The sequence below is a fragment of the uncultured Pigmentiphaga sp. genome (genome assembly GCF_937950555.1).
Taxonomy (GTDB): Bacteria; Pseudomonadota; Gammaproteobacteria; order Burkholderiales; family Burkholderiaceae_B; genus Pigmentiphaga.
The window spans coordinates 648905-668714 of record NZ_CALFCW010000030.1 but is presented as its reverse complement, the minus strand read 5'-3'; the positions used below and the strand labels follow the sequence as shown (position 1 = coordinate 668714).

At 64.2% G+C, this 19810-nt stretch carries 17 protein-coding genes, 2 tRNA genes and 1 pseudogene; 6 read left to right on the top strand and 14 right to left on the bottom strand.

Going from position 1 to position 19810, the window contains the following annotated elements:
• Positions 1 to 50: 50 nt before the first annotated feature.
• The 8 genes and pseudogenes from Q0319_RS09670 to Q0319_RS09635 all read right to left on the bottom strand — a co-directional run bounded on the left by Q0319_RS09670 (position 51) and on the right by Q0319_RS09635 (position 8693).
• A complete protein-coding gene (locus tag Q0319_RS09670; RefSeq protein WP_296467062.1) occupies positions 51 to 3206 on the bottom strand; it encodes an error-prone DNA polymerase in 3156 nt (1051 codons plus the stop codon).
• Between the two features lie 4 nt (positions 3207 to 3210).
• Positions 3211 to 4680 carry a DNA polymerase Y family protein gene (locus tag Q0319_RS09665; RefSeq protein ID WP_299452007.1) on the bottom strand — a complete coding sequence of 490 codons (1470 nt, stop codon included), beginning with the start codon at positions 4678 to 4680 and terminating at the stop codon, positions 3211 to 3213.
• Positions 4610 to 5356: a translesion DNA synthesis-associated protein ImuA gene (gene imuA, locus Q0319_RS09660; RefSeq protein ID WP_296467067.1), complete on the bottom strand. Its 747-nt coding sequence runs from the start codon at positions 5354 to 5356 to the stop codon at positions 4610 to 4612. The genes Q0319_RS09665 and imuA overlap by 71 nt, the downstream gene beginning before the upstream one ends.
• Positions 5357 to 5499: 143 nt before the next feature.
• Positions 5500 to 6231 (bottom strand): endonuclease, encoded by a 732-nt coding sequence (locus Q0319_RS09655; RefSeq protein WP_296467071.1) that lies wholly within the window; start codon positions 6229 to 6231, stop codon positions 5500 to 5502.
• A 61-nt stretch (positions 6232 to 6292) separates the two neighbouring features.
• Positions 6293 to 6760 carry a ribonuclease HI gene (gene rnhA / locus Q0319_RS09650; RefSeq protein ID WP_296467084.1) on the bottom strand — a complete coding sequence of 156 codons (468 nt, stop codon included), beginning with the start codon at positions 6758 to 6760 and terminating at the stop codon, positions 6293 to 6295.
• A gap of 78 nt (positions 6761 to 6838) precedes the next feature.
• Positions 6839 to 6958: pseudogene (locus tag Q0319_RS09645) on the bottom strand (DUF5710 domain-containing protein); the annotation flags it as partial.
• A 201-nt stretch (positions 6959 to 7159) separates the two neighbouring features.
• The gene (locus tag Q0319_RS09640; protein WP_296467089.1) at positions 7160 to 8461 is read right to left on the bottom strand and encodes an MATE family efflux transporter; all 1302 of its coding nucleotides are present in this window, start codon (positions 8459 to 8461) and stop codon (positions 7160 to 7162) included.
• A 156-nt stretch (positions 8462 to 8617) separates the two neighbouring features.
• Positions 8618 to 8693, bottom strand: a tRNA-Asn gene (locus Q0319_RS09635).
• Between the two features lie 71 nt (positions 8694 to 8764).
• On the opposite strand from Q0319_RS09635, the gene Q0319_RS09630 reads away from it, so the two are divergent.
• Positions 8765 to 9364 carry a YigZ family protein gene (locus tag Q0319_RS09630; RefSeq protein WP_296467073.1) on the top strand — a complete coding sequence of 200 codons (600 nt, stop codon included), beginning with the start codon at positions 8765 to 8767 and terminating at the stop codon, positions 9362 to 9364.
• An 18-nt stretch (positions 9365 to 9382) separates the two neighbouring features.
• On the opposite strand, the gene Q0319_RS09625 is transcribed toward Q0319_RS09630, so the two are convergent.
• The 6 genes from Q0319_RS09625 to Q0319_RS09600 all read right to left on the bottom strand — a co-directional run bounded on the left by Q0319_RS09625 (position 9383) and on the right by Q0319_RS09600 (position 13992).
• Positions 9383 to 10201 (bottom strand): alpha/beta hydrolase, encoded by an 819-nt coding sequence (locus Q0319_RS09625; protein ID WP_296467076.1) that lies wholly within the window; start codon positions 10199 to 10201, stop codon positions 9383 to 9385.
• Between the two features lie 135 nt (positions 10202 to 10336).
• Positions 10337 to 10825 carry a copper chaperone PCu(A)C gene (locus Q0319_RS09620; RefSeq protein ID WP_296467079.1) on the bottom strand — a complete coding sequence of 163 codons (489 nt, stop codon included), beginning with the start codon at positions 10823 to 10825 and terminating at the stop codon, positions 10337 to 10339.
• Between the two features lie 80 nt (positions 10826 to 10905).
• Complete coding sequence (locus tag Q0319_RS09615; RefSeq protein WP_296467082.1) at positions 10906 to 11268, bottom strand: DUF2946 family protein; 363 nt, start codon at positions 11266 to 11268, stop codon at positions 10906 to 10908.
• A 59-nt stretch (positions 11269 to 11327) separates the two neighbouring features.
• Positions 11328 to 12293 carry a tripartite tricarboxylate transporter substrate binding protein gene (locus tag Q0319_RS09610; RefSeq protein ID WP_299452003.1) on the bottom strand — a complete coding sequence of 322 codons (966 nt, stop codon included), beginning with the start codon at positions 12291 to 12293 and terminating at the stop codon, positions 11328 to 11330.
• Positions 12294 to 12671: 378 nt separating this feature from the next.
• Positions 12672 to 12747, bottom strand: a tRNA-Asn gene (locus Q0319_RS09605).
• A gap of 42 nt (positions 12748 to 12789) precedes the next feature.
• The gene (locus Q0319_RS09600; protein ID WP_299452002.1) at positions 12790 to 13992 is read right to left on the bottom strand and encodes an amino acid aminotransferase; all 1203 of its coding nucleotides are present in this window, start codon (positions 13990 to 13992) and stop codon (positions 12790 to 12792) included.
• Positions 13993 to 14398: 406 nt separating this feature from the next.
• On the opposite strand from Q0319_RS09600, the gene uvrB reads away from it, so the two are divergent.
• The 5 genes from uvrB (at position 14399) to iscU (ending at position 19803) form a co-directional block, all read left to right on the top strand.
• Positions 14399 to 16549, top strand: a complete 2151-nt coding sequence (gene uvrB / locus Q0319_RS09595; RefSeq protein WP_296470573.1) for an excinuclease ABC subunit UvrB — start codon at positions 14399 to 14401, stop codon at positions 16547 to 16549.
• A gap of 239 nt (positions 16550 to 16788) precedes the next feature.
• A complete protein-coding gene (locus Q0319_RS09590; RefSeq protein ID WP_296469341.1) occupies positions 16789 to 17280 on the top strand; it encodes a low molecular weight protein-tyrosine-phosphatase in 492 nt (163 codons plus the stop codon).
• A 367-nt stretch (positions 17281 to 17647) separates the two neighbouring features.
• On the top strand, positions 17648 to 18151 hold the full coding sequence (locus Q0319_RS09585; protein WP_296469337.1) for a Fe-S cluster assembly transcription factor: 504 nt from the start codon (positions 17648 to 17650) through the stop codon (positions 18149 to 18151).
• A 39-nt stretch (positions 18152 to 18190) separates the two neighbouring features.
• A complete protein-coding gene (locus Q0319_RS09580; protein ID WP_296469335.1) occupies positions 18191 to 19402 on the top strand; it encodes an IscS subfamily cysteine desulfurase in 1212 nt (403 codons plus the stop codon).
• A 14-nt stretch (positions 19403 to 19416) separates the two neighbouring features.
• Entirely contained in the window at positions 19417 to 19803 is a 387-nt protein-coding gene (iscU, locus tag Q0319_RS09575; RefSeq protein ID WP_296469333.1) for a Fe-S cluster assembly scaffold IscU, read from the top strand.
• Positions 19804 to 19810: the final 7 nt, after the last annotated feature.

The following is a 19810-nucleotide window of genomic DNA, read 5'->3' as shown; positions in this document are numbered from 1 at the left end:
CTTCGTTGCCGCCCGTCGCGTCCCGGCGACCTGGGGCCCCTGGGCCTTCCTCAATGGAAATTGCGGCTCGATACGACGAGCTTGCCAAGCAGGGGAGTGAGGTCGACCAGCCGTTTCGCCAGCAGGTGCTGCACGCCCTGGTGCGATTGCCAGGTACCGTATACACCCAGCAATGGAGCACCTACCAATTCGCGGCGCTGGCGTTCAGCCAGGCCCGACCAGACGATGACGTTGACCTGGCCCGTTTCGTCTTCCAGCGTGATGAATACGGTACCTTTGGCCGTACCTGGCCGCTGGCGCACCGTGACGATGCCACAAGCGCGCGCCAGTCGGCGGTCCGGGTAAGTTTTCAGGACCGAAGCGGGCATGAAGCCGCGCCGCGTGAGGCGTTCGCGCAGCAGCGCCAACGGATGGCGCCGCAGCGTGAGCTTCAAGGCTTCGTAGTCGGCCCGGATGTCGTCGGCCTCGCCCGGCGCATCGAGCAGCGGCGCTGGCTCATAGGGCATGGCGTCGCGCAGCAGGCCGGGCTGGGGAACGTTGTCGGCTGCTTCCCAGAGCGCGGCGCGCCGATGTCCCGACAAAGAGCGCAGGGCATCAGCGGCGGCAAGGGCTTGCAAAGCCTGGCGATCGAGATCGGCACGGCGCGCCAGGTCCGTGGCATTCCGGAACGGCGCTTCTTTCCTGGCGGCTTCGATGCGGCGCCCCGCGCTTTCGGACAGCCCCTGCACCTGGTTCAACCCCAGGCGTACCGCGGGACGTTCGCCAGCAGGCTCGAGCGTGGCATCCCAATCGCTAGCGAGGACGTCTACCGGGCGAATTTCCACGCCATGTCGCTGGGCATCTTGGATCAATTGATAAGGCGAGTAAAACCCCATGGGCTGACTATTGAGCAAGGCCGCCAGGAAGGCCTCCGGTTCATGGCACTTGAGCCAGGCGCTTGCGTAGGCAAGCAATGCGAAGCTGGCTGCATGCGATTCGGGAAAGCCATATTCCCCGAAGCCTTGTATCTGGCGGCAGATGCTTTGGGCGAATTCCAGTTCGTAGTCGTTAGCCAGCATGCCGCGGATGATTTTTTCGTAGTGTTTTTCGAGATTGCCTTTGCGCTTCCAAGCCGCCATGGAGCGGCGCAGCTCGTCGGCTTCTCCCTCTGTATAGCCGGCCGCGCACATCGCGAGCTGCATGACCTGTTCTTGAAAAATAGGAACGCCGTAGGTGCGCTCCAGGACTTTCTTGACTGCCGGGCTGTGGTATCGAATGCGTTCCGGCTGCTGGCGCTGGCGCAGGTACGGATGCACCATGCCGCCCTGGATGGGGCCCGGCCGCACGATGGCGATCTGGACGGTGAGGTCGTACAGATTGCGCGGCTGCAGGCGGGGCAGCATGCTCATTTGCGCGCGCGACTCGATCTGGAACACGCCTATGGTGTCCGCTTTGCAGATCATGTCGTACGTCGCCTCGTCTCCGTGCGGCACGGCGTAGAGCTCCAGTGTGTGCCCGCGACGCCGGCTGGCAAGCTCCAGCGCCCGGCGTAGCGCCGTGAGCATGCCCAAGGCCAGTATGTCTACCTTGAGCAGTCCCGCGGCATCGAGGTCGTCTTTGTCCCATTGCACGATGCTGCGGTCTTTCATGGCGGCGTTCTCGATGGGCACCATGCGCGAGAGTTTGCTGTGCGAAATGACGAAGCCGCCGGGGTGCTGAGATAGATGGCGCGGGAAACCGAGCAATTGTTCGGCCAGGTTCGCCCAAAGCTGCGCTTCTGGGGAGTCGGCCGCCAAGCCGCATTCCTCGAGGCGCTTCAGGATGTTCTTTTTTCCATCCCACCATTGGTGGGCCTTGGCGACGCGGTCCACCAGGGCGAGATCCATGCCGAGCGCGCGCCCCACGTCGCGCAGTGCGCTGCGCGAGCGGTAGGAAATGACGACGGCGGTCAGCGCCGCCCGGTCGCGGCCGTATTTTTTGTAAATGTATTGGATGACATCTTCGCGGCGTTGGTGCTCGAAGTCGACGTCGATGTCGGGCGGTTCGTTGCGCTCTTTGCTGATGAAGCGCCCGAAGAGCAGGTCGATGCTTTCGGGCCGGACTGCGGTGATGCCCAGGCAGTAGCAGACTGCGGAATTGGCGGCGGAGCCGCGTCCTTGACAGAGGATGTTGCGGCTGTTCGCGAACTTGACGATGTCGTACACGGTCAAGAAATAGGCCTCATAGCGCAGCTCGGAGATCAGCGCGAGTTCTTTCTCGAGCTGGGTCCGGATGCGTTCGGGAATCCCTTCTGGATAGCGCTTGCGCGCCCCGGCGTAGGTTTCGCTGCGCAGGTAGGAAGCGGGTGTATGCCCCGCCGGCACGAGTTCTTCGGGATATTCGTAGCGCAGCTGGTCCAGGTCGAAGGCGCACAGTTTGGCGATACGCACGGTTTCTTCCAACGCTTCAGGGGGATAGAGCCTGGCCAGGTGGACGCGAGTCCTCAGGTGTTGCTCCGCGTTGGCCGCCAGCGCATATCCGCATTGGCCCACGGGCCGGCGCAAGCGGATGCCGCATAAGACGTCGTGCAAGGGCTTGCGGGAGCGGACATGCATTTCCACCCGTCCCGTGGCCACCACGGGCAATGCATACTGGCGCGCGATGCTTTCCACCGTGTTGCGGTGATGGTCGTCTCCTGGAAGGTTGAGCAAGCTCAATGCGAGCCAGCACCGTCCGGGGAAGGTCGCGGCCAGCCATTCGGCCTGCCGGGACAGGCGATCCGCGCCTATTCCATGGGCGGGGACGAGAATGGCGAGGCAATGCGGCATGCCGCGCAAATGGGCATATCCTGCAGGGGGATGCGCGAGATCGTCCGCGCGCAAGCAGTAGCTGCCCTTGGCGCTTCGGGAACGGGCGTACGTGATCAATTCCGCAAGGTGACCGTAGCCTTCCTTGTCCGTGGCCAGCAGCACGAGCTCCATCCCGGGCGAGTCCGTTTCGTCTTGCAGGCGGAATTGACTGCCCAAGATCAGCGGCAGCTTTTTCTCCTTGGCCCGGACATGGGCGCGTACCGCACCCGCCAGCGAGCATTCGTCGGTGATGGCCAGGGCCGCATAACCGAGCTCGGCGGCGCGGTCCACCATTTCCTCCGGCCACGAGGCGCCGCGCAAGAAACTGAAGTTGGTCAGGCACTGCAGCTCGGCGTACGGAGGCAGGCTGATGCCGGGAAGGGAAGGTGGAGCAGCCATGGCGTCAGGCATACAGGCCGTGCAGGTACCACCGGGGCTCCTTCAGAGACCGGTCGAGATAAATCCAATAGCGGATTTTGTCTTCGCTTTCGGCCACGAAGTAATCGCGGGAAATGGGCGAGCCGTCCCACCAGCCGGCTTCGATGCGCTCGGGCCCGCGCAAGATGCGCAACGGCGTGCCGTAATACGGTCGATGCTCACGCATGACGAGAGGAATGGGCCGCTGCAGCAGCCAGAACGGACGCTCGGCAGAGAAGTTTTCCGCCGTGGCGGCCGAGCGGAACGGCCCGAGTGCCGGCAGCCAGCGGTTGGCCGCCTCGGGACGGTGATCGGCCTGTGGCCGGGCAGCCAAGACTTGGCCGGGGCCCAGGCGCGCCGTCAGCAGGTCCAGCAGGCGCCCTTCCCGGGCAGGCTCTCCTCCGGGCTCGATGAAGAGGTCGTCTGGCGCCGGCTCGCGGGGTGCGAGCCGGTCGGTCTGCAGGCCAACGGCGATGACCGGCGCCTGGAGTGACAGGCGCCCCAGGTGTTCTTTGAGCAGGTGCAATAAATGATCGGGCTGCCATTCGGGGTCTGCCGGCGCGATGGACAGGCGCGTAGGAGGGCGGGCATGGCGGCCGCGTTCGTGTTCCAGGACCAGCACGACGGCGCACACGGCCGCCTGTACTGCATTGAGCCATCCCGCCAATTGCTGGATGAGCCGCCTGGCCACCGTGAGCACGGCCGGAGCATGTTCGATGCGGGCCAGTAATTCAATGCGGGCCGAGAACTCGAGTGGGGGTCGTATCCATTCGAAGACTTCTGGATGGTGCCCGTAGGCTTGGTCGATCGATCGAAGCAAATCGGGGCCGCAGCGGCGCTGCATGCCGGCACGCGGCAAGCGGAGCAGCGCGGCGAGGGTGCGGCAGCCTATGCCTTCGAGCCATTCACGGTGCGGGCGGGCAGCGGGCAGCAGGGTGCAGGGAATGTTCCCCAGGTTGCGCACGAGTGCCGGCAGCCGCAGCACCCGACGCGGGCCGGGGGTAGCACGTGCCGCGAGCAGCCATGCGCCGAGGGCAGTGGGAGCCATGCCGAGGCGGGACTGGCAGCCGAGCTCGCCCATGCTGCGGCGTATGCGCCGGCACAAGGAGGCCGGGCCGCCGAAGGCCCGCAGGCTGGGGCCGACTTCCAATAGCAGGCTGGCCTCGGGACCGAAGGCGACGTCGGGGGTGTATTGCAGCATGGCGAGCGAGGCAGCCTTCAGCAGTTGCTGCTCGCGTTCGGCGTCGCGTTGGATGAACGAGGCGTGGGGCGCCACCGCGCCTGCGCTTTTTTTGCGCATGTCTGGACGCACGCCCAGCCTGCGGGCCTCGGGGGTGACGGCTACCACCTGCTCGTGATCCAGGACCGCCACGGCGGGCGCGGCCTCATCCGACCAGAGCGGGTTCAGTGCGTCGAGGCTGGGTTGCGTCAGGTAGACGGCTATCCACAACCGCATGATGGGGCTCGGAAGACGGAACGGCGTCGCCCGGCGCCGAGGGGGCAGGCGCGAGCGGCAGCACCAAGGGGGTTTCCTGGCAGGGGCCGCGGCGCTTGAGTATGCGCAGGCATAGCCGATCCCCGGCCGGCTGCAGCAGCAGCCGCAAGGAGGCTGGAGAGGAGGCTTGTGCCGCGGCGGCCGGGCGGAACATGAAGAAAGCGGTTTCTCCGCCTTGCGCGGCCAAGTGCAGCCGCCGCAGGGCCGTGGCGGACGAATGCTCCGCCCAGTAAAGCAAGGCCCCGCAGCTTCCGTGCTTGAGGATTTGCTCGGCGGCCCATAGGGCATTGGTCGTTTCCCTGGGCGACACCCAAAGCAGTTGCCGGACCGGAAAGCCCTGGGCCAGCCAGGCCTGTTGGCAGGGGACGTGCGGAGGTCGAAGCAGGACGATGCTGCGCTTGGGGGGAAGCCTGCGCAGGGCGGGCAGCAGCAGCCTGAGCTCGCCTATGCCGGAGTGCGGCAGCAACAATTCGATGAGCTGCCCCAGGGGCCAGCCCCCGCCGGGCAGATTGCGGGATAGTTCGGGATGGCCGGTCTCCACACACGGCTGGTCGGCCCGTGCGAGCTGCGACCCCCGCCAGAGCAGCGGGTGGATGGCGGGCAAAGCCGAGGGCGAGGAAGCAGCGAAAGCAGGCATGGGGATGCGCGAACACAACGGATGGATACTGTATGAATATACAGTATCTCCGTCAAGTCACCGCTGTCGCCATGTCCCCGCCATCCGTGGGCTGATCCTTCCCCAGGGGCTCGGCCCACGGCGGGGAGGAGTGCTCGCGCGCCTTAGCTACGGCTGCAGAAACTGTCTACTGCCGCCGGGTCGGAGACGAAGCGGTTGCCGCTGCCCTGTATGCGCTGGATGCGGTGCTCCCGTTCGCGCTCCCAGGCGTCCACCGGATAGGCCCGGGCCCAGGTGCAGAACAGGCGCCGATCCTGTTGGCTCAGGTGCAGGCCATAGGTGGTGGCCATGTACATCTGGATGCGTGCAATGCGTCCCCGCACCACTTGCCGGGGCTGTATGCGGCGCTTTTTGAAGTCCACGACAGTGCGGCATTGGCCATAGATGGGAGGCGGGTCGTCTGCCCACACGGCATAGCGGAAATTAGAGCGGTCCGCGTTGATCTCGCCGATCACGGGAACAAGGTTGACTAGATCGCCTTCCGCTTTGCGGAAGACCGGGTCGACGGCCGCGCAGTGCTTGCGTCCGCCGCGTTGCCAGCACTGCCGCTGGTGGCCGATGACCCAGGCTGGCACGACGTGTTCCCACTCCTGGCGTGATCCACGGCGGGCGTCCTTGCGGACCTGGTAGCTACAGGAGGAAAAGTCAATGCTTTTGCCGCGGTAGCGGCATCCGCAATAAAACGTGCTTTCTAGGCCTGCATAGACCTTGGGGAGGACTTGCTTGGCATGCCGGAAATCGCGGTGGCCGACGGCGCCCGGCCGGGTGACCAGGTCTGCGGCATGAGCGGGAAGCAAGGAGAGAAGCAGTGAAAATGCCAGCGAGCGGAAAATCATGGGGCGGCATTGTACGCGGCCGACCCATCCTCGATCTGAGGGAGAACGCGGCGCCAACGGGTCAGTTCGACGTTCCGCTTCCTGCCACCACGCGCACCACGGCTTCGCTCTTGCCCGTACGTTGCGCATGATCCAGGCCTTCGTTGGCCAGTGCATCGGCCCGTTCGTTGCCGACATGGCCGTTGTGTCCGCGTACCCACTTGAACGTGGCACGATGCCGATCCGCTTCTGCGATCAGCGTCTTCCAGAGTTCGACGTTCTTGACGTCTTTCCAGTTCTTGCGCACCCATCCATGGCGCCATTGGTTCATGCCGTTCACGACGTACTGGGAGTCGGTATAGACGACGACGTCGCAAGGCTGCGGCAGCCAGCGCAAGGCTTCGGCAGCCGCGGTCAACTCCATGCGGTTGTTGGTCGTGTCCGGAGACCCGCCAAAGATTTCCACGGTGCCGTCCGGCGTGCGGATCAGCGCGCCCCAGCCGCCCGGGCCGCCGGGATTGCCACGGCAAGCACCGTCGCAAAAAATCACGGCTCCGTTGGCCGGCGGCGCTTCGTCCACGGGCGCCGCCACGGCCGAGGCAGGCGCATCGACGTCCAGCCAGCGTTGAAAAGGCGTGAGATCGGCGGCGTCCTTGACGTACCACTTCTTCTGCGCGGGAGACCACCTGGCCCCTAGCGCCTTGGCTTCGTCCTTCTCGGCATAGGGCACTTTGAGCCAGACAACCATGGGATCACCATCTCTATACAAGGGGCGTGACCATAATCGGCCAAGCAAGCCATTGTCAAGGCAAAGGGGCAGCAGCGCCTGGCGGGATGCGCTGCTCAATTCGTGGGCGGGGAACCTCAAAGCGCGCTGTGATGCGGGCCGTTTCCGTTTGTTCCACTGCTGTCCCCAAGCTTGTCCACAGGATGCGGGGATAACCCCGCATCAGGATGCATTTGCCGACACGGACGCGCCGGGTGCGCGGTAAAGCGTGCGGGGAGCTGCCAGGTGCAGCGTCAATCCGCGCAGGGCGTTGAAAGTAAGAAAAGACAGCCATAGGCCGTGATTGCCAAACTTCGGCAACAGCCCCAGGGACAATCCGAGGAAGGCGGCGCCGCACAAGAGCATGGAATACATCAGCGTCCGGGTCTGCGTCGCGCCGATGAACATGCCGTCGTACAGGTAAGCCCAGACCGAGGCGATGGGCGCCAGTACCATCCACGGCAGGAAGTGCGCGGCCGTTTCGCGCAGCACCGGCTGGTCAGTCAGCATGGCGACGATGGCGGGGCCTGCCGCGGCATATGCCGCCGCGTAACCCAGCGCACCGGCGGCGGCCCAGCCCATGCATAGCCGCACCGCGCGGCGCAGCCCCGGGGCGTCGCCCGCGCCTACGGCTGAACCGACCAGTGCCTCCGCTGCATGCGCGAAACCGTCGAGGCCGAAAGCCATGAAGGTCAGGAAGTTCAGCAAGAGGGCATTGGCGGCGAGCACCGTGTCGCCTTGCATGGCACCAAGGTGTGCAAACCACCCCATGCTCGCCAGCAGACAGGCCGTGCGGATGAATATGTGGATATTGATGCCGACCAGCCGCCGCATGGCCGAGGCGTCGAGCAAGGCCGCCAGGCGCAGGGCCGGCCAGGCAGACCGGTGGGAGCGCCATAGCAGGAACCCGCCGGCCAGCGTGCCGACGCCGTCGGCCGCGGCCGTGGCCGCGCCAATGCCGGTCACGCCCCAGTCGAAGACGTGCACGAACAGCAGCACGGCCGCGAGGTTGACGAGGTTGATCAGGATTTGCAGGCCGAGCGCGATGCGTACCCGCTGGCAACCCAGCAGCCAGCCCAGGATGACGTAGTTGGCGAGAGCGAGCGGAGCCGCCCAGATCCGGCCCCGGCAGTAGGCCGTCGCCTGCCGGGTGACTTCCGCGCTCCCTCCCAGCAGTTCCAGGCCCAACGCGATCAGTGGTCCTTGCAATGCCAGCAGGAGTAGTCCGATTGCGGCGGCCAGGATCATGGCACGCACCACCGTCGCGGCGAGCGCGGGTTCGTCGCCTTTGCCCCAGGCCTGGGCGACGAGGCCGGTGGTTCCCATGCGCAAGAAACCGAAGCCCCAGAAAAGAAAGCTGAATAGCAAGCCGCCCAATGCGACGCCTGCCAGGTATTCCGGGCCGGGAAGATGGCCTGCTACCCCGGTATCGACGGCCGACATCAAGGGTTGCGTGAGATTGGCAAGCACGATGGGCAAGGCCATCGCGAGAATGCGCCGATGGGTGAGGGGAGGAGACACTGGGGGCACGGACCGTCCTTCCGCCGGGTCGTATTCGTCTTGCCGCTGCCGCGGCGTTTCGCGGCGAGCATACCCTGAAACGAAAAACGGACGCCCTGGGCGTCCGTTCCTCATCGAATTTGGCTCCCCGAACTGGGTTCGAACCAGTGACCTGCGGATTAACAGTCCGTCGCTCTACCGACTGAGCTATCGGGGAATCGAGCCCGTAACTATAGCAGAAAAAAATGCGGCGTCAAAGGACGCGAGCAGGGCGGTAAACTTGCCGCCATGAGTTCCCTCTTTACGCTCGAAGCGCCTTGCAGCTACCGCGAGGAGATCCGCAAGAGCCGGTTCCTCGCGCATGCGGCGCCGGTCTCGAGCGCCGATGACGCGATGGCTTTCTTCGCCAGGCATTCCGATCCCACGGCCACGCATAACTGCTGGGCTTACCGCATCGGCGCTTCGTATCGCTTCAACGATGATGGCGAACCGGGCGGCACTGCCGGGCGCCCCATCTTGCAGGCCATAGACGGACAGTCCTGCGACCGCGTCGCAGTGCTGGTGGTGCGCTGGTTCGGCGGCACGCTCCTGGGGGCAGGCGGGCTCGTGCGCGCCTATGGAGGCTGCGCCGCCAATTGCCTGCGCCTGGGACGGCGCGTGCCGCTGGTGGAAGTAACCGAAGCCGAAGTCTCGTGCACGTTCGCCGAACTGCCGCTGTTCAAGGCGCGGCTGCGTAGCCATGGTGCAGAGGTCGTCCAGGAACATTTCGACGAGCACGGTGCCCGCCTCTCGATCAAAGTGCCGCGCGCCAACCTAGATGCGTTGAAGCAGGTCCTGACAGGCTTGAGCCGCGGTCGTTCCGTGCTGGAACTGCGGGACGCGCCCTGATGGCGTCCGGCTTATAGCTTATAGGCCGGCGAGCTTACAGGCGCGCTGGACCAAGATGCCATCGGGTGAGGCCAGGTCGTTCAAGATAGTGAAGTGATTGCGGTCGGCCACTCGCAGCAACTCACCGGGCAAGCCGGCGCGCGCGGCAGCGAATGTCTCGGCCTGGCGCTGGAATTCCGGAAGCTCCGCCGCGCCGTACGCCAGGATCAGTTCGCGGCGGCTGAGCGGTCGGTGCAAGGGACTGAGCCGTTGCACGTCCGGCGGACACAGGCACAGTCTTTCATTCAAGTGGCTGAGCCGGATGGGTTCGAGGTCATAGATGCCGCTGATGGCCAGGCCTGCGCTGACACCCGGCTCGTCAAGCACCATGGCGGCCAGGTGCGCCCCGGCCGACCAGCCGCAGACGATAAGGCGATCCGGGTCGGTGCCCCATTGTGATGCATGCCGTGTCAGCCAACCGATGGCCGAGCGGATTTCACCCACGATGCCGCCCAGGGACTGCTCCGGCGCTAGCGTATACCCCACCACAGCCACGTGCAGCCCGTGGGCAAGCGGCCCGGCGGCCAAAAAGCTGAAGCTATCCTTGGAGCCTGACTGCCAGTAGCCGCCGTGGATGAACACCATGAGCGGGCCGGGCCGCGCGGCCGGAAAGTAATCGATCCGGTTGCGCGAGGCCGGCCCGTAGCGCAGGTCGAGGTACTGGGGATACGCCGCCCGCAGCTTGGCGCTGCGCTCGTTGAACTCCGCCATCAGCACCGCGCTGTTGAGCACGGCGGCGCAATTATCGTAGGCGACGTCGAGTTCCTCCCGGGGCATCCCGTTGTACATCGCAGTCATACGACGATTCCGGTCCAGGCAGGAAGCGAGGATGTCATGATCTCGGGCAGCAACCAACATTTCCGAAGCAGAAGAATTCATCCTTTCTCGTTCCAATGCAAGACCTGTGCCGGCTCTACGTCGCGGCGGCGCTCTTTAGTGGTGCATGCCGTGCGTTCCGTGTTCGCCGCCCCGCGCACCCGGCGCATGGACTTTGAACTCTACCTGTACCTCGCCCGCCTTCTCGAAAACGAGCGTGGCCGGGAAGCTGGCACCTTCCTTCAGTGGCGCCTTCAGCCGCACGAACATGATGTGGTAGCCGCCGGGCTTGAGCTCCACCTCGCCACCTGCCGGCACGGCGATGGCGTCCACTTGCCTCATGCGCATGATGTCGCCTTCCATTTGCATCGTGTGCAGTTCGGTCGACGCCGAGACATCGGCCCGGACGGCGATGAGCTTGTCCGCCTCGCCCGCGTTCGTGAGTTTGAGGAATCCCCCTCCGCTGGGCTGGCCGGGCGCCGTGGCGCGGGCCCACGGGTGCTCGATACGGATGCTGCCCGCAGTGTAGCCGTGGGCGTGTGCGCTGGCCGCGCCGGCAACGAGCAGAGAAACCAAGAAGCTAGAAAGAAAAGGGCGAATCTGCATGTTTTTTCTCGTCGTAAAAATGCGGGTCGATGCGGGCGCGGCGGGTACGACGCGCCCGAGCTCTCTCACGTAGCCAAGCGTCATGCCGGCGGCGCGCGGGACGAGAAATGCAGGTAAGGGGGAAGGGGAAAAGTCCAGGCCGAAAAATCGACATGATAGGCCGGACCGCAGTCGAGCAGGACGGTCCGTGCCGGATCGGACGGAGGGGGCGGAAGCGCAGCGGCGTGGGCGCCCGCCAGGCACAAGGGGCACTGCAGCGCCGCCAAGACGTGGGCGCCGCCGTCTAGCGGCCCCAGCGGAACCGAGGCCGTTCCCTGATGGGAACAGAGCTCGGCCACCAACTGCTGTCTGCCGGCGGCCGCGTGCACCATCGGGACGGCGGCATGCCAGAGTACGCACAGCAGTGCCAGCCAGGCGAGGCGTGAGGAAGCGTAAGCGGCCATGGGCCGATCATACTCCAGTCCCGGGATGAGGCCGGAAATGCCCCCGCCCCAGGGCCGGATCACTCAGGCTTGATGCCCGCCTTCTTCGCGACCTCGCCGAACAGCTTCACTTCGCGCTCGATGCGCGCCTTCATTTCGGCTGCCGTCTCCTGCGTAGCCTCGAAGCCGGCCGCCTTGAGCTTGTTGGCATACTCCGGGTTGGCCACGACTTTCTTGACGGCGTTCTCGAGCTTGGCGCGAACGTCAGGCTCCACGCCGGCCGGCACCATGATGCCAAACCAGATGCTGATCGTGACGCCTGGGTAGCGTTCGGCCGCAGCGGGCACATCCGGCAGCGCGGGCAGGCGCTTGGGCTCCATGACAGTCAACGGCACCAAGCGCTTGCTGCGGATGTACTCGACCGAGGGCGCGTATGTAGCCGATGCCAGGTTGATCTGCCCGCCCACCGCATCGGACACGACCGCTGCCGCCCCTTTATACGGTACATGCACGAGATCGATGCCTGCCGCGGATTTCAGCAATTCGACCGCGAAATGCTGCGGGGTGCCGTTGCCCGAGCTTCCGTATGTCAGTTTGCCGGGGTTGGCCTTGGCGTAGCTGATGAGCTCATCCAATGTCTTGACGGGAGCCTGGGGATGGGCGAGCAACAGCAGGGGCGTGCCGGCGATCATTCCAATCGGCTCCAGGTCTTTCGTGATGTCGAAGGGGAGGTCCTTTTGCATCGACGGGGCGATCGTCCGTGCGCTCTCTGCGAAAAGAATGGTGTACCCGTCGGCCGGCCCCTTGGCCACCATGTTGGATCCGATGGCACCCCCTGCGCCGGGCCGGTTCTCGACGATTACCTGTTGCCCGAGCTCTGCGGAAAGATACGGCGCCACCAAGCGCGCGACGATGTCTGTGCCTCCTCCCGGCCCGAACGGCACCACGAAGCGGATCGGGCGGGACGGGAAGGTGTCCGCATGGGCTGCGGCGCTGGACACGGCGAGCAGCGCTGCGGACAGAAAAGCGCGAACTTTCGTTTTCATGAGTCTCCTCTAGCGTTTTGCCGGCACGAGAAATCTCGCAGTGTGTTTATCGTGAGGCCGGCCTGACGGAATGCCGCTCCGCCGTGCCAGGCATGGCCGCCAGCGGACGCGCTGCGGCAAGGTACCGAACAGCCTGGCATTGATCAAGATTGAATGTTGAATAAACCTATTGCCCCTAGCCGGCGCTCGAAGGGCGGGCACGGTTGTCGCAAACGGCTGGAAGCGCCGCGGCAAAGAGGGGGCGGGCGAGAAGGGGGAGGAGCGCCGACCGGAAACCCACGCCCCGCAAGCCGCATGGATGGGTTCGCAAGGAGAGGTGGCAGGGGCGCCGGCCGGAAATAAAAAACGGACGCCGAAGCGTCCGTCTTCATTGATCTTTGGCTCCCCGAGCAGGGCTCGAACCTGCGACCTGCGGATTAACAGTCCGTCGCTCTACCGACTGAGCTATCGGGGAATCGAGCCCAAGACTATAGCATGAATCACTCCATGCTCCAAATCACTTCAACACGGCGGCGATGCCATCGGCCACTGCGTCGATGTTGCGGCTGTTGAGCGCCGCGACGCAGATGCGGCCCGTGGACACAGCGTAAATGCCATGCTCCTCGCGCAGGCGATCGACCTGGGTTGCCGTCAGGCCCGAGTACGAGAACATGCCGCGCTGCTGCAGCACGAAATCGAAGTTGCGGGTCACGCCGCGTTCCTTGAGCTTAGCCACGAGCGAGGCGCGCATGGTGCGGATGCGGTCGCGCATTTCGCCCAGCTCCGCTTCCCACTCGGCGCGCAGGTCGGGCGAAGTCAGCACCTTGGCCACCACCGTGCCCCCGTGGGTCGGCGGGTTGGAGTAGTTGGTGCGGATCACGCGCTTGAGCTGGCTCAGCACCCGGGCGCTCTCGTCCTTGTCGGAGGCGATCATGGTCAGGGCACCCACGCGCTCGCCATACAGCGAGAACGACTTCGAGAACGATGAACTGATCAACGCCGTCAGGCCAGCCGCCGCGAACTGGCGCACGGCGGTCGCATCGGCGTCGATGCCGTCGCCGAAGCCCTGGTAGGCAATGTCGAGGAACGGAATCAGGCCACGCGCCTTGACGACCTCCACGACCTTGGCCCATTGCTCGCTGGTGAGGTCCACGCCGGTGGGGTTGTGGCAGCAGGCGTGCAGCACGACGATCGTATTGGCCGGATAGCTCTCCAGCGCCGCGATCATGCCGGCGAAGTCCACGCCATGGGTGGCGGCATCGTAATAGGGGTAGTTGACCACCTCGAAGCCAGCGTATTCGAAGAGGGCGCGGTGGTTCTCCCAACTCGGGTTGCTGATGGCGACCTTGGCATTGGGCACCAGGCGCTTGAGGAAGTCGGCACCGATCTTGAGGGCGCCGGTCCCGCCCAGGCTCTGGGCGGTCAGCACGCGGCCTTCGGCAATCAAGGGCGAACCGGCGCCCAGCAGCAGTTCCTGCACCGCGCGGTTATAGCCGGGCAGCCCTTCGATGGGCAGGTATCCACGTGCGGATGCGGCGTCGACGAGCGCCTGCTCCGCCTTGCGAACGGCCTTGAGCAGGGGAATTCGACCTTCATCGTTGTAATACACGCCCACACCCAGGTTGACCTTATTGCTGCGGGTATCGGCGTTGAATTGTTCTGTCAGGCCCAGGATGGGGTCGCGAGGAGCCAGTTCTACGGCTGCGAAGAGCGAAGTCATTGAAAGCGTCCGTTTAGCGCGCGGGGTTGAAGGAAGAAACTGTGCAGGGGATAATGGAAGATTGCTTTTTACAATGCGAAATCCGGTGGTGGTTCGGCGAGCAGTCCCGGCGAGCAGGCCTGGTGAGCAGCTTGGGTGGACAGGTCTGACGAACTTTTACAGGCTGGCAATTACAGGCTAACAATTGCAGGCTGACAAGCTGTTCGACGAGCTGTTCCGCGGCCCCCAGCCGCTTACCGGCGACCTCGTGGTTCCCGGGCGGCCCTTGGCAACGGCCATGCGGCAACGCTGGCGCGGGACTCATGGGGAGCCTGCCGGAGGTGCCGAAGGAAGATGCCGAAGTGGGCTGCCGGAACTCTAGGGCCGTTTCGCTGCCGAAGTTTTCCTGATGAAACAAGAGTCTAGCATGCAGACTACCTCTTCCGAAGGGCTGCGGGCCGCAGCCGAGGCGCGGGAACTCGTGGCGGCCGCCGCCGAGGCGAAGAATTTCGAGCCGGGCTTCGTCACGTTCGAAGGCAGCCCGTTTCAGCTCTACCAGCCGTATCCGCCGGCCGGGGACCAGCCCACGGCCATCGACCAGCTTTGCGAAGGCATCGAGGACGGCCTGATGTACCAGATCCTGCTCGGCGTGACCGGCTCGGGCAAGACTTACACCATGGCCAACGTGATCGCCCGCCTGGGAAGGCCGGCGATCATCCTCGCCCCGAACAAAACGCTGGCCGCACAGCTATACGCCGAAATGCGCGAGTTCTTCCCCCGCAACGCGGTGGAGTATTTCGTCTCGTACTACGACTACTACCAGCCCGAGGCCTACGTGCCTACGCGCGACTTGTTCATCGAGAAGGACTCGTCCATCAACGAGCACATCGAGCAGATGCGGCTGTCGGCCACCAAAAGCCTGCTCGAACGGCGCGATACCGTCATCGTGGCGAGCGTTTCCTGCATCTATGGCATCGGCAATCCGGACGACTACCACAACATGGTACTGCTGCTGCGGACGGGCGACCGCATCGGGCAGCGCGACATCATCGCGCGCCTGGTGGCGATGCAGTACACCCGGAACGACACGGACTTCCTCCGCGGCACGTTCCGCGTGCGAGGCGAGCGGATCGACGTGTTTCCCGCCGAACATGCCGAACTGGCGCTGCGCATTACTTTGTTCGACGACGAGATCGAAACCTTGGAGCTATTCGACCCGCTCACAGGCAAAGTGCGGCAGAAAATCCTGCGTTTTGCCGTGTATCCGGGGTCGCATTACGTCACGCCGCGGGCCACGGTGCTGCGCGCCATCGAGACGATCAAGCAGGAGCTCAAGGAGCGCGTCAAGTTCTTCGTCGACAACGGAAAACTGGTCGAGGCCCAGCGCCTCGAACAACGTACCCGCTTCGACCTGGAAATGCTCCAGGAGCTTGGCTTCTGCAAAGGCATCGAAAACTACTCGCGCCACCTCTCCGGCGCCAAGCCGGGCGAACCGCCTCCGACACTCGTGGACTACCTGCCTGCGGACGCGCTGATGATCATCGACGAGAGCCACGTCACGATCGGGCAGGTGGGGGCGATGTACAAAGGCGACCGGTCGCGCAAGGAAACGCTGGTGAATTACGGGTTCCGCCTGCCGTCGGCGCTGGACAACCGGCCCCTGAAGTTCGAGGAGTTCGAGGCGAAGATGCGCCAGACCATTTTCGTCTCGGCCACGCCCGCCGATTACGAGAAACGCCACGCCGACGCAATCGTCGAACAGGTGGTGCGTCCTACCGGGCTGGTCGACCCGGTCGTCGAGGTCCGGCCGGCGCTGAACCAGGTGGATGACGTGCTAGGTGAAATCCACCTGCGCGTGGCCAAGAACGAACGGGTGCTGATCACCACGCTCACCAAGCGCATGGCCGAAGACCTGACCGACTTCCTGACGGACCACGGCATCAAGGTGCGCTACCTCCATTCCGACATCGACACGGTCGAGCGGGTGGAAATCCTGCGCGACTTGCGCCTGGGGACGTTCGACGTCTTGGTCGGCATCAACCTGCTGCGCGAGGGGCTGGACATTCCGGAGGTGTCCCTGGTGGCCATCCTGGATGCCGACAAGGAAGGCTTCCTGCGCTCCGAGCGGAGCCTGATCCAGACCATAGGCCGGGCGGCCCGCAACCTGAACGGCAAGGCGATCCTCTATGCCGACACCGTCACCGAATCGATGCGGCGCGCCCTGGACGAGACCTCGCGCAGGCGCGAGAAGCAGCTGCGTTTCAATGAAGAGCACGGCATCGTGCCCCAGGGCGTCAAGAAGGAGGTCCGCGACCTTATCGACGGCGTTTACGTGCCGCCGGAAACGCCGAGCGCAGGCACGGGGGATGCCGCCAAGCTCGAGGCGATGGGCGAGAAGCAAGTCGCCAAAGAGATCAAGAAGCTGGAGAAGGCCATGTTGGAATACGCCCGCAACCTGGAGTTCGAAAAAGCCGCCCGGGCGCGCGACCAATTGCTCGCGCTCAAGGAAAAGCTCTTCGGCGCGGGCGGCCGGCATGCCGACGAGGAGGCGCTCTCTGCGCCCGACGGGGGCGCTTGAAGAAGGGCGGATGCCCTTGTGCAACGCGAAATATTTTTGCACCATATTGGTGCAGCTGCGTGCTCGAGTTGGGGATCCGTGGCTATACCACAAAAGTGCAGCGCGTGCGGATATGGTGCCGGTTCCCTAGCAAGCACGTCATAAGGCTATGATTCTTAAAGAGTTTTTAATGCACCATTTTTTCATGAGCTTATAAAAAAAGCTTGAACTATCCGGGGTTTTCCCGCACACTTTCGGACATGATGACCAAGGTACTGTTTGTGTGCATGGGCAACATCTGCCGCTCGCCGAGCGCAGAGGGCGTATTTCGCCGCATGGTGAAAGATGCCGGTCTTTCCGACGTTGTCCGTATAGAATCGGCCGGGACTCACGCCTTCCATATCGGTGAGCCTCCCGATGCCCGTATGCAGGCTGCCGCCCGGAAGCGAGGCTACGACATCAGCGAAATCCGCGCGCGCCAGATCCGTGTCGACGACTTCCGGGAATTCGACATGATCCTGGCCATGGATTGGGACAACCTGTCGCTGCTGCAGCAGCAGGCTCCCAAGCAATATCAGCACAAGCTGATGCTGCTGATGCGCTTTGCCAACGAGTACGAAGAAGCAACGGTTCCGGATCCCTATTATGGCGGCCCCGAGGGTTTTGCCAAGGTGCTCGATTACATCGAGGACGCCTGCCAGGGCCTGCTTGAAGTCGTGCGCAAGCGCGCGACGCAATACCAAGCTGCCTGAGCCCCGTCTCCGGTCGTCATCCTTTCCTACTAGGCCATTCCCTTCATTGTTGCAGGCCCGGTCACCCCGGGCCTTGTTTCGCCGGCCTTTTGCCGCCGGCGGGCACCCCGGCCGCAAAGGGGCGCCCGATGTCTCCCTCCCCGAGCCCCGATCGACAAATCCCTAGAAAAACATTCGGGAATTCGATATACTTGAGCAAATCGCTAAGGAATTGCCCGTTGCGTGGAGCAACGACCGCGTTTCCCGCGATGCTTGAATCGGCAAGACTTGCCCCCGGCTGCAGCGCAGCAGGCCGCCACCGGCGGTGCGCGATCCTCCGCAATGGCGGCGCATGCATGCAGGGGCAGAGTCACTTCAGGGGTCTCGAATGCGACTAACTACCAAAGGACGTTTCGCCGTGACGGCGATGATCGACCTGGCGCTGCGCCAGCACAGCGGTCCGGTTACCCTGTCCGCCATCAGCCAGCGCCAGAACATTTCCCTGTCCTATCTGGAGCAGTTGTTCGGCAAGTTGCGCAGACACGAATTGGTCGAGAGCATGCGTGGGCCCGGCGGCGGTTATTCGCTGGCCAAGCTGGCGCGGAACGTCACGGTCGCCGACATCATCTTTGCCGTGGATGAGCCGTTGGATGCCACCGACTGCGGCGGCAAGCAGGACTGCACGCGCGGCAACGACGGCAAGTCCGGCAAGTGCATGACGCATGAGCTGTGGGCCACGCTCAACCGCAAGATGGTGGAGTACCTGGATTCCGTTTCCCTGCAGGACCTGGTCGATCAGCAGCGCATGCGAGAACTGCAGGAGGCCAATGCTGCGAAGTCGGTCCTGGTGGACCGGCGCTCCGGCGCCACGGAGTCCTCCGCCGCGGCCTGACGCGGTTGCGGTTTCCTAGACAATGAAGGTTGTGATGTCATGATCAAAACACCGGTTTATCTCGACTACTCCGCCACCACGCCGGTCGACCCGCGCGTGGTCGACGCCATGGTGCCCTGGCTGTATGAGCGCTTCGGCAATCCTGCCTCGCGCAGCCACGCCTACGGCTGGGATGCCGAGAAGGCGGTGGAAACGGCGCGGGAGCAGGTGGCGGCGCTCGTCAACGCCGACCCGCGTGAAATCATCTGGACTTCGGGCGCAACCGAGTCAGACAACTTGGCGATCAAAGGTGCGGCGCATTTCTATGCCGAGCGCGGCAAGCACATCATCACCGTCAAGACCGAGCACAAGGCTGTGCTGGATACCTGCCGGGAGCTCGAGCGCGAAGGCTTCGAGGTGACGTACCTCGACGTGCAGGAGAATGGGCTGCTCGACCTCGACGCCTTCCAGGCCGCGATACGTCCCGACACCATCCTCGCTTCGGTCATGTTCGTCAACAACGAGATCGGGGTGATCCAGGACATCGAGTCCATAGGCGAGATCTGCCGCGAGCGGGGCGTGATTTTCCACGTCGACGCGGCACAGGCCACCGGCAAGGTCGTGATCGACCTGGCCAAGCTAAAGGTTGACCTGATGTCGTTCTGCGCGCACAAGATGTGCGGCCCCAAAGGCATAGGCGCGCTGTACGTGCGGCGCAAGCCGCGCGTGCGCATCGAAGCGCAGATGCACGGCGGCGGGCATGAGCGCGGCATGCGGTCGGGCACGCTGCCCACGCACCAGATCGTGGGCATGGGCGAGGCCTTCCGCATCGCCCGGGAAGAAATGGCGACCGAGAACGAACGGGTGCGCATGTTGCGCGACCGCCTGTGGGCCGGACTTTCCACCATCGAAGAGGTGTACCTCAACGGTGACATGGAGCGGCGCATCCCGCACAACCTGAACGTCAGCTTCAACTACGTGGAAGGGGAGTCGCTCATCATGGCGGTCAAGGAACTGGCCGTGTCCAGCGGCTCGGCGTGCACTTCCGCCAGCCTGGAGCCGTCGTACGTGCTGCGCGCCCTGGGCCGCAGTGACGAGCTGGCGCACAGCTCCATCCGCTTCACCCTCGGCCGTTTCACGACGGTGGAGGAAATAGATTTCGCCGTTGAACTGATCCGCAGCAAAGTCGAAAAGCTGCGCGAAATGTCTCCGCTGTGGGAGATGGTCAAGGACGGCATCGACATCAATACGGTGCAGTGGGCTGCACACTGAGCCAGGAGAAAGACATGGCCTATAGCGAAAAAGTCATCGATCACTATGAAAACCCCCGCAACGTCGGGTCGTTCGACAAGAGCGACGCGTCGGTCGGCACGGGCATGGTGGGCGCTCCCGCCTGCGGCGACGTCATGAAGCTGCAAATCAAGGTCAACGAACAGGGCATCATCGAAGACGCTCGCTTCAAGACCTACGGTTGCGGCTCCGCGATTGCGTCGAGCTCTCTCGTGACCGAATGGGTCAAAGGCAAGACGCTCGACGAGGCGCTCAGCATCCGCAACACGCAAATCGCCGAAGAACTGGCGTTGCCGCCGGTCAAGATCCACTGCTCGATTTTGGCCGAGGACGCCATCAAGGCGGCGGTGAACGATTACCGTGCCAAGCACGGAAACAGCTAAGAGGGAG